This is a genomic window from Dyadobacter ginsengisoli DSM 21015 (genome assembly GCF_059568735.1).
The window spans coordinates 546,273-559,783 of sequence record NZ_JCANTY010000006.1; the positions used below are offsets into that span (position 1 = coordinate 546,273).

Genomic DNA, 13,511 nt, shown 5'->3' on the forward strand with positions numbered 1-13,511 from the left:
AATAGTTATTGACTCCGTTTCCTTATCGGGATAGGGTAGGACCTTTCTTTTCGATTAATTTTGAGATTCTCAATATTGATCTGATAGAGGTGATGGAAGTGAGTACTAACAAAGGAGTGTATGTAGGGGCCGGATTGTGGAACAGAATGCCTCCAACCAAATTTGCCTTCCTGGTCCATTTGCGTGATTATCGTGAGGATCTGGGTACAATGGCCCGGCCGTTCGGCTGGATTCCCAACCAACTATATGAGCGGACACTCCGAAAGCGACCACTGCCTTCGTTTATATGGAGCGAGGTCCGGATAATGGCTGAATCGGTTGAGCCGGATGGTTTTATCGTCATGATTCCTTACTCCGGGAAGCAGCTTCTTGAGCAGAAACGGGATATGTTGCCCGTTATCCGGCAGGCAGCGGATTTTGCATCGCGAAAGGGCGCGAAAATAATAGGTCTGGGCGGGTTGACGTCTCCCGTTACGCTCGGAGGTAAATTGCTCGCCGGCTCTCCCGGATACGCGGTGACCAACGGCAATGCCTTTACGGCGTTGACGATCCAGGAGAGGCTATCGGGCCTGCTCGCTGACTTTCACGGAATGAGAAGACCGAAGGTTGCGATTGTGGGAGCCACCGGGAGCGTAGGTTCTTTATTATGCCAGCTGTCAGTAAGAGAGGCACAGGATGTGGAATATCTTCTGATAGCCCGAAATAGCCGGAGGCTGGAAAACCTGCGGGGCGAGCTCCACGCCATCGATCCCTTTGCCAGGCTCGATACTTCAATTTCCATTTCGGATATCTGCCAAGCCGACATCGTTGTACTGGTAACAAGCGAGTCGGGATGTCTGTTGCAACCGGGTTTTCTCAAAATTGATTGTGTAGTGCTTGACGCAACACAGCCTAGAAATGTGAGAGAGTCTCTGATACAAGAAAGGCCTGATGTGCGGGTCATCGATGGCGGGCTGGTGTCTGTACCGGGCCTGAAGACCAACCGGATCGGACAACTTGGTCTGCCGAAGGGAGTTTCGTTCGCGTGCATGGCGGAAACGATGCTGCTGGCTGTCGGTGGGTATGATAAGGATTTTTCGGTCGGGGTGCCCACACTTGCTCAGGCAGACGTCATAAGCAATCTGGCAGCAAGGTATGCTCATATGGGTTTCAAAATGGCAGATGATCATAGTTTTGGGAAACAGTTGGAGCCACAGCAAACACCGATAAGCATATTGGGATAAATAAGTAGTATCGTTGCATTCAACAGATGTTCATGGATGATCCGATATTCAAGCCGTTAAAGTTTAAAAATCTGGTCATTCCTAACCGGATTCTGCGATCGAGCATTTCGGGACGTATCGATAACTATGATGGTTCCGGTACTCCTGCCCGCATCAATTGGGAAACGAGGTTTGCGAAAGGAGGGGTGGGTGCAATCATTAGCTCCCACATTCCCGTAGATCCAGCACAACGTATACTTCCAAATTATGCCATGCTGGATAACGATGGCAGAATTCCTTTCTGGTCGAAACTGGTACGGGCCGTACATGAGTATGACTGCAGGTTTATCGGCCAGCTCTCCATGTCGGGTCGCCAGCAGGACATCAAGGGTGTCGAAAATCAATTCAGGACACCGCTGGGACCCGTCGGCGGCATGGAGCATTTTCATGGCCTGACCAGTAGGGCCATGACGCTTGCCGACATTCAGACAGCTGTCCGCAAATTCCGGGAAGCCGCCGGGCGGGCACGAATAGCTGGAATGGACGGTATCGAATTGCATGCTTCAAATGGCTATCTGTTTACACAGTTTCTCAGCTCTGCCATCAATACCAGAAAAGATGAATACGGCGGAACGCTCACGAACCGGAGCCGTTTCTTAATGGAAGTAGTGCGCGAAATCCGCAAAGAGGTTGGGCGTGACTATCATTTGCAGGTTAAATTCAATGCCGCGGATTATCATAACGACTACTTTTTGAATTTTGGCAAGGGAAATACGCTGGAAGAGGGTGTGCAGCTTGCCAAGTGGCTGGAAGCGGAAGAAGTGGACGCACTCCACGTGTCCGTCGGAAGCCAATTTCCCCATCCAAGAAATCCGGTCGGCCCATTACCTGTCGAAACGGCTGTTGATACTTACACATCGATGATCCGGAGCGGAAAATTGTCCTGCCTCAACTACCTCTCGTTTCGTTCCGGTCTTTTGCGTCCACTAATAAAATGGCTTTGGGCCAGGAGGCAACCAGCTGCTATGGAAGGGGTTAACCTCGTTGAATGCGAACAGATACGGAAAGCCGTATCGATACCCGTGCTTTGCACAGGAGGCTTTCAGACCGCTTCGGTGATCCGCGATGCCATTACAAGTGGTGCCTGTGATGCCGTAACGATCGCCAGACCACTTATCGCCAACCCCGATTTACCCATTATATTTGCAAGAGGTTCAGACAAGGCACCCAAGCCGTGCAGCTATTGCAACAAATGCCTTGCGCACGTGCTCACAGATCCATTGGGATGCTATGACGAGAGCCGCTACGATACCTATGAGGAAATGATCGCCGAGATCCTAAGCATTTTCAAAGATGAACAATAAGAAAGCCAATTTTAAAGAAGGCCATCCCGAGTGTCGCGAAATGATTTTGCCGGTTCGGGATGCGCTGGATGTCATCAGCGGGAAATGGAAGATTTCTATCCTCATTGCCATGGGACTCGGACATAAGCGCTTTATGGAGATTCAGAATGCTATTCCGAACATTACACCGCGCATGCTTTCGAAGGAATTGAAAGAGCTGGAAATGAACTTACTGGTGGAACGTAAGGTGTACGATTCATTTCCGCCGGTGATCGAGTACGAGCGTACCGAACACAGCAAATCACTCGAACCGCTGATTGAAGAACTCCGCAAATGGGGCGAGTATCATCGTTTGGTCGTGACGGGTACCAATATAGATCATCCGGTAAAAGAGTTGCAGGATTGAGGTAAAGTTCGGTCGCGGGTGACTTTGTGGTCATAAACACTTGAAGACGAACATGAAGTTTACCCGGAATTTTGCCCTTTTACTGCCGGCATTGTTGTTTTTCCTATTACCTGTCCAGGCTCAGGAGCATTCGGGTTTAATCCGGATGAACCAGGTAGGTTTCTACCTGCGCGCTCCGAAACTCGCAATAGTTGCCTCAGCGGCTTTTGATGCATTCGAAGTGAGGGACGCCAAGTCGGGTAAAGCCATTTTTAAAGGCAAATTGGGCCCGGTACGCACCAGCCATCATTCAGGAAAATCGACGCGCATTGCGGACTTTTCGCAGCTGAGACGGCCTGGTAATTATGTCGTTAATATTCCGGGTTTAGGGAAATCCGCCCCGTTCAAAATCGGCGATCGTATTCACCGTGAGGTAGCCGAGGCCTCATTAAAGGGGTTTTATTATCAGCGCGCATCCATCGATCTTCCGGAAAAGTACGCCGGAAAATGGACCCGGAAAGCGGGTCATCCGGACACCAAAATACTCATACACGCCTCGGCTGTTTCCCCTAACCGGCCGGAAAATGCCGTGATCAACTCTCCGCGTGGCTGGTACGATGCCGGCGACTACAATAAATATATCGTCAACTCGGGGATCACAATGGGGACATTGTTGTCTTTATACGAAGATTACCCGCTCTATTTTGAAGATTTCAATATCAATATTCCGGAAAGCAATAACGGCGTTCCCGATCTCCTCGATGAGGTGGTGTGGAACCTGCGCTGGATGCTGACCATGCAGGACCCGGATGACGGCGGCGTTTATCATAAGCTGACTAATCCGCGTTTCGACGGGATGGTGATGCCCGATGCTGCGAAAAATCCACGTTATGTGGTGCAGAAGAACACCATCGCGACGCTTGATCTCGTGGCCGTCATGGCGCAGGCGGCAAGGGTTTTTAAAGGTTTCGACAATAGATTTCCGGGTTTGGCAGATTCATGTACAACAGCCGCCGTGAAAGGGTGGGAGTGGGCCAAAAAGAATCCAAAGCTCTTTTACAAACAGGATGAACTGAACAAGGCATTTGACCCCGACGTAGTAACGGGCGCCTACGGGGATCGTGATGCGGCCGATGAATGGGCCTGGGCTGCAGCCGAAATGTTTGTATTGACCGGAAAGCCGGCCTACATCGGGGAAATAGACTTTGGGTTGCCGCAGCCTCTCGCATTACCAACGTGGAGCCAGGTCAGGACGCTGGCTTACTATACACTGCTCCGGCCGCATTTCGATGTGAGTGTACCCACAAAGCTTTCCGACGCGATGAAAGCGAATCTGCAACACTTTGCGGATGACCTGATGAAAGATCTGGAAAAGCAACCCTACCACACCGTGATGGGCAAATCTGCCAGGGATTATTCCTGGGGCAGCAGCTCTGTTGCGGCCAATCAGGGGATTGCGTTGCTGTATGCTTACAGGCTGACAAAGGACCAGAAATATCGTGATGCGGCATTGGGCAACCTCGACTACCTGTTGGGCAGGAACGCGACCGGCTACTGCTTTCTGACCGGGTTCGGTTCCCAAAAAGTGATGCACCCGCACCACCGGCTTTCCATTGCAGATGGTATCGCCGATCCCGTGCCCGGATTACTCTCGGGCGGGCCTAATCCTGGTCAGCAGGATAAATGCACAACCTACCCCAGCAAGTTTGCCGATGAGTCATTCACAGATCACGAGTGTTCCTATGCTTCCAATGAGATCGCGATCAACTGGAATGCACCCATGGTATATCTTGCGGCTGCACTGGAAGCGTCTATGAAATAGATTGAAAGTCAGACCTGTTTCCCTTTCACCGGAACGGTTTCCGGGGTTTCGTTGTATCCTTTCTTTTGGGTCATGTTGCCTTTTTCAGACTTTTGAATAGCCTCCTGTTTCAATAATCCGGAGGGCTTGCGGCTGTCGTCTTTTTGCTTGGATTTACCTTTGGGGCCGCCCTTGCTGGGGGAGCCACCTTCGACGTTGTCTTCGGATTTCGTTTTCATGACAGTTGTGTTTATGTTAAGTAAATGCAATTTCCGTTCCCGCATTTGGAGCTACTTTTTTAAAGGCGTTCAGTAGAACTGCGTTTGCAGCTGACTCTTTGTAAAAATCAACTGTCCCGATTGCTCATGAATCTTTTCAAATCGATTTCCCAATTGCGTAACCTGCTCAAATCCGTTGATATTGAGGCCGTCAATAAGTTATCTCAAAAAGTCGACCTGAACCAGCTGATGGGTGTCGTTTCGAAAATGAGTGAGGAGGATCTGGGGAAGATGTTGAAATTCATGCAGGCCGGTTCCGGTAAAAAGAGGACTCCGCCACCTGTAAACGGTGATTTTTACGAGCTTGGATCGACCTTAAATCCGGAAGAACGGGAAATCCAGCTCAAAGTCCGGACATTTATGGAAACCGAAATCCGGCCGATCGCCAATCATTACTGGAACAAGGCGCATTTCCCGATGCACATTATTCCATTAATGGTCAAACTGGATATTTGCGGACTTACCTACAACGGATACGGCTGTGCAGGCCGCTCGGCGCTGCTTGAAGGATTTATAGCCATGGAAATGGCACGGGTAGATTCGTCCATTTCCACCTTCTTCGGCGTACACAGCGGGCTGGCGATGGGATCCATTTATCTGTGCGGTTCCGAAGAACAAAAGCAGCAATGGCTGCCTGTAATGCAGCGCATGGAACTGATCGGGGCATTCGGGCTTACTGAACCGGAGGTGGGATCGGGAGTGGCAGGTGGCCTTACAACGACCTGCCAGCGAGAAGGTGACGAATGGGTGATCAACGGGCAAAAGAAATGGATCGGCAACGCGACATTCTCCGACATTACGATCATTTGGGCGCGCGACCTGGGCGACAACCAGGTTAAAGGTTTTATCGTCCGCAAGGAAAACCCGGGTTTTAAGGCGGAAAAAATGGAGGATAAAATGGCGTTGCGGACTGTTCAAAACGCAGTGATCACGCTGACCGGCTGCCGGGTTTCCGAGACAGACCGCCTTCAGAATGCAAATTCGTTTAAAGATACCGCGAATGTCCTGCGTATGACGCGTGCAGGCGTAGCCTGGCAGGCTGTGGGCTGTGGGCGCGGTGCTTATGAGCTCGCATTGAAATATACCACGGAGCGTAAGCAGTTTGGCCGACCGATCGCGAGTTTTCAACTGGTACAAGACCTGCTGGTGACAATGCTGGGAGACCTTACAGCTATGCAAACAATGGTATATCGCCTGTCCCAATTGCAGGATGCCGGCCAGCTTGCCGACGAGCACGCGTCTTTGGCAAAAGTGTTTTGCACGCTGCGTATGCGCTCGATCGTGGACCACGCGCGCGAGTTGTTCGGTGGTAATGGTATACTGCTGGAATACGACATTGCCCGGTTTGTCGCGGATGCCGAAGCGATTTATTCCTACGAAGGGACGAAAGAAATCAACTCGCTCATCGTGGGAAGGGCTATTACAGGAGAAAGTGCGTTTGTGTAGTGTGAAACATGGGCGGCGGGCATTACAACGTGCCGGCCTTCATCTTGTTAAGCGGGACTTCAAGGTACTGATATGCCATTCCCGTGATTTTCTGTGCTTCAAGTGCCTTGGTCTGCCATTCGATGGCTTCAACTTTTCGGTCCAGCCGATACAGGATGTGCGCATAGGTGTCCATGTATTCCGGAAAACCTAGTTTGAAAGGGGTAAAACCCTTTTTTGCTCTTCCCTCTGCCAGTTCCATCGATTTTTTCGACCATGTCAGCGCTTTTTCCAGCAGCGCTTTGTCCCTGGTCAGTTCGTAAAATCGATAGGCATGCTCATTCAGATCATGGGAAATGAACTGGGAGGGCGGCATGATCCCGATTGCCCTGACCTGCATGCTGTGTACCGGATTTTTGCCAGCGGGCAATTTGGGCGCCGTTTTGACTCTAAATGCCGCATCGTCCATTGCATTGAGTGAATCGATCGTCAACGGCATGTATTTGGAATCCATCAGCCTTTGGGTATGTGCGAAATAGCGGGCCGTATCGCGAACCATATAGTAATAACGCACCATTGACTTCATAAGCGCAATTTCACCCTGGCCAGGATCGTCTTCGTAGGTATCCCTCGTAAACATCGCCACCCGGTAGGCAAATTCTTCATTTCGTCTCTGGACAGCATTTCGGAATGAGTTTTCAATAATACCGTCATTAAGTGCTTTACGTTTGTCGGGGAGACTGGAATTATAAATGCTGTCGATCAGCGCACGCGGCGCGCCGGTTTGAACGGCTTTGTAAGCATAGCTATTTAAAGAAGGAGCCAGTTCAAAAATTCCCAGGACAATTTGAAAATTACGCAAAGAATCGGGTGGAAGAGCTGCCACGTATTCGTCCAGAAGATCATCAATGGACATGGAGGTTTCACGTCTTTTGATCATGTACTCCTTTAAAAACACAGTGCCTCTTTCGCCAGCATTATATTCTTTATCAAAGTCGGCCAGCTGTTTTTTACCTTTTCTTCCTATTGCTACATCGGCTGCGTCCAAATAAGTCTCCGACGAACTCGTAGAACCGTTGTTGATGTGCAGGATATTACCGTCCGGATCGACGAACAACGATAGCAGCGAGCCTCTTATCCTGAATTTTTGCATCAGGTTCTGGCCATTGGGTGTTGCTACATTGCAGCGGATGGAAATGAAATTTTCGTCAAACTGATCTTTCAGAATTGCACCACTGAAGCCCTTTGAGGCTACCTCATTGCATTGAATACATTTGCTGTTTTCGAAGTGGATAAAGATGAGTTTGTCTTCCTGTTTTGCCTGTTTGGAAAGCGTGTCCCAGGACGTATTGGTATCGATGAAGGTAATTTGACCGCGGCATTGAATGGAAACGATAAAAGCAATGGCTAATAGAATATGTTTCATAAAGTCAGGCTGACACGAATGGCCCAAATGTAATTCAAAATTTTGTAACCGATTGTTAAATTCAAATTATTTGTATGTAAATAATTCTAATTGAAACCAGATACTCTCACAACGATTCGGAATGAAGCGGTGTCCGGTTTCTGTACGCACTTCCTAAACTCCTATATCATGAAAAGTCGTTTACTATTCCTTTTTCTGGTACTCATTTTCTGCTGCAAAGACAAGACTGTGTCTTCCAATATCGAAGTTTGCGGGGTGAAAGACCCGGTTCGTAACCTCCCTGGCTGAAAGCGATCATCGCCGATGCGAAGGTGAAGAAGCAGGACGATGTACTTACGATTGCGATGGGTAAAATCAAAGGTGAGGTGGTGTTTGATTATAGCCTCATTTACATGTCCTGTATCGGTTGTGTGGCGTATCACTGCGATGGCTCCCGGGTGGATCCCGGCAAATACACCCAGGAAGAAGTGATGGCATTTGTGAATAGTATCCCGGGGAGATGGCAAGAGAGGGCCGGTTCTTTGGCCTGAGAAATAGGGTTGTCCTTGCCTTTCTGCCCTTTGAACTGTAATTTGGGCCACTCCATTCAACACAGTTATTTCTTTGCAGCCACAAATATCCATTCGGAAAGCAACCATAGAAGATCGGGCAGTCATCTATGACATGATCTGCGATCTCGAAAATGCCATCCTCGACCGGGAGGCTTTTGATGCAGCATTCAACCGTAATATCGTCAGCCCAAACATCACTTATTTTCTGGCCGGGCACAACGGGCAGCCTGTGGGAATGGTGAGCTGTCATATTCAGCCGCTTCTCCATCATGCCGCATTGGTTTCGGAAATTCAGGAGATGTATGTGAGGCCGGAATACCGCTCCCGACAGGTCGGCAAGGCGCTGATGGACCATGTTACCGCTTTTGCCAGAAACGAGGGGGCGATTCAAATGGAAGTTACTTCCCGTGTTACCCGCGAACAAGCGCACCGGTTCTATCAGCGCGAACGATTTGAGAAATCCCATGTCAAACTGGTGCGGTATTTCCGAAACGAATAAAAAAGCGTCAGATCATCGGCCTGACGCTTTTTGCATTACCCTAAACCTTCAACTATTCTTCAAAAAACTTAATATCTACCTCTTCCGTGACGGTCGCGGGCCCAGCGATCGCGGTCGTTACCCAGACGGCGGGTGTCTGACATTAGTTGCAGCAGATCTTCACGGAGAATTCTTTCTTCGCGGGGCGAGAGGCGTCCGTGACGTGCGAATTTTCGTTCTTTGGCCTCGATGCGTTCGTATTGATTCATCAGTGCGTTGGCTTCGCGGGATGTGAGTGTGCCCCATTGCACACCATTGGCTATATGTTGCCGGGCTTCCCGTTGCATCCGGTTGATATCGCTCATGCGCTCACGGCTATAACCATCACGATAATCCTCACGATAGTCACCACGGGGACCATATTGGGCGGAAGCATTGGTGAATCCTAATGCAAGAACCACTGCGGCAAAAAGTATCTTTTTCATAACCCAAAAGTTTTAAAGTTTTCGTGGGTTAGAGGGCTGCCTGGCGCAGAAGTTTAAAGGCGGATTGTTAACGATTGTTAAGGCAATGAAACCACTTTTTAAGGGGCTGTAAATCAGCGGTTAATTTCTTTACGAATGGCTTCCTGGGCCTCAGAGAGGATTTCCTCAGCCTTCCGCCCGTTTGGTTCGATAGTTGGAAGCACTGTGAAACTGAGGTTCGCGAATGATTTGAGCGGGAATACTCCTTTGGGGTTAAACGCTCCGGTACCATCGATAGCGACTGGAACAATGAGCGCGTCCGGGGCTCTTTTGAGCAACGTTGCGACGCCGCCCGGCTGGAATGGTTTCATTTCGCCGCTGGCTGTGCGGGTACCTTCCGGGAAGATAATGGCCGAGGCCTTTTCGTCCTGGATGAGCTTGCCCAGGCGTGCGATTTCCGTAATGGCTTGCTTACCGTCCTTCCGGTTGATCAGCGCAGCACCACTTTTGCGAAGATTGTAGGAGATGCTCGGAACACCATTGGCGAGTTCGATCTTCGAAACAAACCGGGGGCTATATTTTCTCATAAACCAGTATACGGGAGAAATGTCGTAGCTGCTCTGGTGGTTGGCAACGAATATGAGGGGGCGGTCGTCAGGCAGCCGGGCAAGGTTTTTGAGTGTGATACGTGCGCCGGTCAGGTAGAGACCAAAGGTAAGGGAGAAGTTAAGCCAGTCGACCGACACCTTGTGTGCCTTCTTTCCGAAGACATTGAACGCGATAACCTGGATAACATGGAATATTAACAATGTAAGACCGAAATGGATCAGGTAGAGGGCACTTAAGAGGTAATCGAGGATTTTTTTCATTCTTATTTTTTTTTGCAAAAATAATCGAAATCTATTTTGGTTATTCTAAATTCTAAAACCCGAAATGACAATTGTCATTCAAAACTTACGTATAATTCACGTTATTTGTAAAATAGTCAATAGTGTTTAAATCGAAATACCAATGGATAGCACGCTTTCAGCTGAGAGGCTTGAAGTAATGAAACATATAGGCAATGACCTCGACGGGCTGATTGGAGAATACCTGAAACCGATCGAGGAAAACTGGCAACCGGCTGATTTTCTTCCCGATTCGAGAGATGAGAATTTCGTTCACGAGGTGAAGCTGTTGCAAGAGAGTTGCCGTGATTTACCGTACGACTATATTGCCGTGCTCATCGGCGATACGATCACAGAGGAGGCCTTGCCTACATATGAATCGTGGCTGGTGGATGTGATCGGGATCGATCAGGTGGGAGAGCCTGAATCGGGCTGGGTAAAGTGGGTACGGGCCTGGACGGCGGAAGAAAACCGTCACGGGGATCTGCTGAACAAATACCTTTACCTCTCGGGCCGCGTGAACATGCGCGCTATGGAGGTATCAACCCAATACCTGATCGCCGATGGTTTCGATATCGGAACCGACCGCGATCCCTACCGGAACTTCATTTATACCTCATTCCAGGAACTGGCGACGAATGTATCCCACCGGCGCACAGCGACATTGGCTAAAAAATTCGGGAATCCGCATCTGTCAAAAATATGCGGGGTGATCGCCTCGGACGAAATGCGCCACGCGAAGGCGTACAAAACTTTTGTCAGCCGCATTATCGAAGTGGATCCTTCCGAGTTGCTACTGGCCCTGGAAGATATGATGAAGAAGAAGATTGTCATGCCCGCGCATTTCATGCGTGAGACAGGCGTGAAAATGGGAGAGACCTTCTCCCATTTTTCGGATGCAGCGCAACGCCTGGGTGTATACACGACACAGGATTACATCGATATATTCGACGATTTGCTAACTGAATGGCAGATCGGGTCGATCAAGGGGATTAACGAAAGGGCCGAAAAGGCAAGGGACTATCTGATGGCATTACCAACCCGCCTCAGAAGGGTTGCCGACCGGACGAGGATCCCCGATCTGGAATACGAATTCAGCTGGATCAGCCGCTGATCCGAGTTTTGAAATGAATGCGACGTCCTTCTGCTTGCGGAAGGACGTTTTTTATGTAACTACCGGAGCAGTATTACAGAGCCTTTTTTGCTGACCACCTTGCCTTTGTTCGATACCCCTTCTATCTCCCACACATAGGTGCCCGTGAGCGGGGCATTTCCTTTGAAATAGCCATCCCAGCCGGTATCCAGCTGATCGGTGAAGAAAACTATCTGCCCCCAACGGTTGTAAATGCGGAAATACCGGATCGATTCGATATCGTTGACAACCGGTTTCAGGACTTCGTTACGGCCGTCTCCGTTTGGGGAGAACGCAGTCGGGATGATAATGCTTTCCTGTCGTTTAACAGACAGGTTGACCTGACCAGAACCTTTACATCCAAGCTCGGAAGTTATCTCGACCCTATAAGATTGATTTTCCTGAAGGATCGCAACGGGACTTTGGCTGGCCGGGTCGCTAAGCCCCGTTGCCGGGCTCCATGCGAAAACAGTTTGTGTGTAATCTTTGATCTGCGGTGACGAAGCCGTGAGCTGGAACGGGACATTGTATTCCACAAGTGCATCCGGCGTTGTCTTCACATTGATTTTGGGGGAGACGCGGATATTGATTGTGTCCGTTTGGGTACAGTATCCTTTGGTGGCATTTACGACATATTGCGTGGTAACAACGGGTGAGGCAGTCGGTGCTAAGGCCGCGCTGTTGTCCAGCCCATCCTGGGGTAGCCAAGCGAAGGACTGCCCGTTGCTCTCTGTTGCCAAAAGGATCGACCCTCCCTCACAAATGACAGTGTCGGGCATTGTCCGCACCATCATGTCGCTGGCAAACTGCACGTCGACATTTTTTGCAACCGTGCAATTATTTCCGTCTTTGACAAATACACGGTAGGAAGCCGCTGGCAACTTAAAAACATTGCCTGCCTGGTAATTGACCGAATCCACCGAATACTGGTATGGGGCCTGGCCATCTGCTCCGGTGAGGGTAACAATGCCTTCGGTGCCTGTATCACAGCTTCCGGGCGTGACGGCCGTAGTCAGGCTCAGGTTGCTGATAATGGTCTGCTTCGTATTGACCAGCGGATTACCGCAGGTTTTGCTGGTGACCGTCAGCGTTACATACTTGATCCCGCCCGTGTCCCAACTCACCACATACGGGCCGATTCCCGAACCAGATATCACCCGTGCTCCATCCCAGTTCCATGTAAAGTCATAGCCGGTACCAGCCTGGATAGGGCCTGTGTACTTTACATCGATGTTTTTGGGAAAGCCGCAGCTGGGATTTGGAGAAATAGAAAAGTCGGCATAGGGATTGATGTTGGCTTCAAAGCAAATTTCAGAAAATGCTTTGTCTACATCTGTTTTTGTAAAATACTGGCCATGAAACGCCAGATATGCAAAGTTGGCTTGCCCCGATTCGCAGGAAACCTGCCGGTCGTCACGGAAAATGTAAATGGGCACTCCTGCTTTGCCTACGTAGTTTTTTTCGGAGTCGTTGTAAGTGGCAAACAGGGTGTTACCCACGTAGACATCCATTATGCCGGTTTGGCCATCGCGGGTAAAAGTCAGCAGGTAGTAGGTAGAGGTATTGAAAAAGGGGCATGCTCCTACGATTCCATTGGGGTAAAAATCGAGGCAGCGCTCTGCGGTTCCTCCGCGATTTTTGAAATAAATGCCGTCGTCGAGCCCGCCGTTTGAGAAATCGATGATACGCGCCCATGATTTCCCCCAGTCGGTCACCTTAATGTACATCTGGATCGTATAGGTTTCAGTAACCAGACCATCAGAATTAGGGTACATAACACCCCAGTTCATATTGTTGTGATATACAAACCTTTTGACACCACAGGGAAGGGCGTCCTCTACAAATGTTCCGGGCGAGTTTCCTGCTCCGCATGAGCCCGGGACTTGAACCTGCGTCAGGTCAGGGCCGCATTCCGGGTAAGCTACTTTGAAATCCTTGTAAAAACGATAGGTTTGTTTGCCGGTTTGTGCCTGAACAAAAGGCAGGTAAAAAGCGAAAATTAGAAAAATATGTAGAACTCTCGACTTCATATCATAGCCCTGCGAATCGAACGTGAGTAAAAATGGGAATCAAAATTACGTGAAATACGCTGAAATCGATGACAGCACCTGCGTTTTTTGATGGAACGGTTGGGCATGA

At 49.6% G+C, this 13,511-nt stretch carries 13 protein-coding genes; 8 read left to right on the forward strand and 5 right to left on the reverse strand.

Features of this window, described 5'->3' with window-relative positions:
• Window positions 1–92: 92 nt before the first annotated feature.
• From BP71_RS23980 to BP71_RS23995, 4 genes are read left to right on the forward strand one after another with little or no spacing between them, the layout of a single operon-like run.
• Window positions 93–1,223 (forward strand): shikimate dehydrogenase, encoded by a 1,131-nt coding sequence (locus tag BP71_RS23980; RefSeq protein ID WP_496383955.1) that lies wholly within the window; start codon window positions 93–95, stop codon window positions 1,221–1,223.
• Window positions 1,224–1,255: 32 nt separating this feature from the next.
• Entirely contained in the window at window positions 1,256–2,566 is a 1,311-nt protein-coding gene (locus BP71_RS23985; RefSeq protein WP_496383957.1) for an NADH:flavin oxidoreductase, read from the forward strand.
• A complete protein-coding gene (locus tag BP71_RS23990) occupies window positions 2,556–2,951 on the forward strand; it encodes a winged helix-turn-helix transcriptional regulator (protein WP_496383958.1) in 396 nt (131 codons plus the stop codon). The genes BP71_RS23985 and BP71_RS23990 overlap by 11 nt, the downstream gene beginning before the upstream one ends.
• 52 nt (window positions 2,952–3,003) lie before the next feature.
• Complete coding sequence (locus BP71_RS23995; protein ID WP_496383960.1) at window positions 3,004–4,752, forward strand: glycoside hydrolase family 9 protein; 1,749 nt, start codon at window positions 3,004–3,006, stop codon at window positions 4,750–4,752.
• 8 nt (window positions 4,753–4,760) lie between these two features.
• Here the strand turns inward: BP71_RS23995 and BP71_RS24000 are convergent, their stop codons facing one another.
• Entirely contained in the window at window positions 4,761–4,970 is a 210-nt protein-coding gene (locus tag BP71_RS24000) for a hypothetical protein (protein ID WP_496383962.1), read from the reverse strand.
• A 126-nt stretch (window positions 4,971–5,096) separates the two neighbouring features.
• Here BP71_RS24000 and BP71_RS24005 point away from each other — a divergent pair, with 126 nt between their 5' ends.
• Entirely contained in the window at window positions 5,097–6,455 is a 1,359-nt protein-coding gene (locus BP71_RS24005; protein ID WP_496383964.1) for an acyl-CoA dehydrogenase family protein, read from the forward strand.
• Between the two features lie 22 nt (window positions 6,456–6,477).
• Here the strand turns inward: BP71_RS24005 and BP71_RS24010 are convergent, their stop codons facing one another.
• A complete protein-coding gene (locus tag BP71_RS24010; protein WP_496383966.1) occupies window positions 6,478–7,860 on the reverse strand; it encodes a thioredoxin family protein in 1,383 nt (460 codons plus the stop codon).
• A 311-nt stretch (window positions 7,861–8,171) separates the two neighbouring features.
• Here BP71_RS24010 and BP71_RS24015 point away from each other — a divergent pair, with 311 nt between their 5' ends.
• Together BP71_RS24015 and BP71_RS24020 are read left to right on the forward strand one after the other, a co-directional pair.
• A complete protein-coding gene (locus BP71_RS24015) occupies window positions 8,172–8,390 on the forward strand; it encodes a hypothetical protein (RefSeq protein ID WP_496383968.1) in 219 nt (72 codons plus the stop codon).
• Window positions 8,391–8,463: 73 nt separating this feature from the next.
• Complete coding sequence (locus tag BP71_RS24020) at window positions 8,464–8,910, forward strand: GNAT family N-acetyltransferase (protein WP_496383970.1); 447 nt, start codon at window positions 8,464–8,466, stop codon at window positions 8,908–8,910.
• 68 nt (window positions 8,911–8,978) lie between these two features.
• Here BP71_RS24020 and BP71_RS24025 read toward each other — a convergent pair whose 3' ends face one another.
• Both BP71_RS24025 and BP71_RS24030 read right to left on the reverse strand, forming a co-directional pair.
• On the reverse strand, window positions 8,979–9,374 hold the full coding sequence (locus BP71_RS24025; RefSeq protein WP_496383972.1) for a hypothetical protein: 396 nt from the start codon (window positions 9,372–9,374) through the stop codon (window positions 8,979–8,981).
• 113 nt (window positions 9,375–9,487) lie between these two features.
• Window positions 9,488–10,222, reverse strand: coding sequence for a lysophospholipid acyltransferase family protein (locus tag BP71_RS24030; protein WP_496383974.1), 735 nt, complete (start codon window positions 10,220–10,222; stop codon window positions 9,488–9,490).
• A gap of 142 nt (window positions 10,223–10,364) precedes the next feature.
• On the opposite strand from BP71_RS24030, the gene BP71_RS24035 reads away from it, so the two are divergent.
• On the forward strand, window positions 10,365–11,354 hold the full coding sequence (locus tag BP71_RS24035; RefSeq protein ID WP_496383976.1) for an acyl-ACP desaturase: 990 nt from the start codon (window positions 10,365–10,367) through the stop codon (window positions 11,352–11,354).
• Window positions 11,355–11,413: 59 nt separating this feature from the next.
• Here BP71_RS24035 and BP71_RS24040 read toward each other — a convergent pair whose 3' ends face one another.
• The gene (locus BP71_RS24040) at window positions 11,414–13,402 is read right to left on the reverse strand and encodes a T9SS type B sorting domain-containing protein (RefSeq protein ID WP_496383978.1); all 1,989 of its coding nucleotides are present in this window, start codon (window positions 13,400–13,402) and stop codon (window positions 11,414–11,416) included.
• Window positions 13,403–13,511 lie beyond the last annotated feature (109 nt).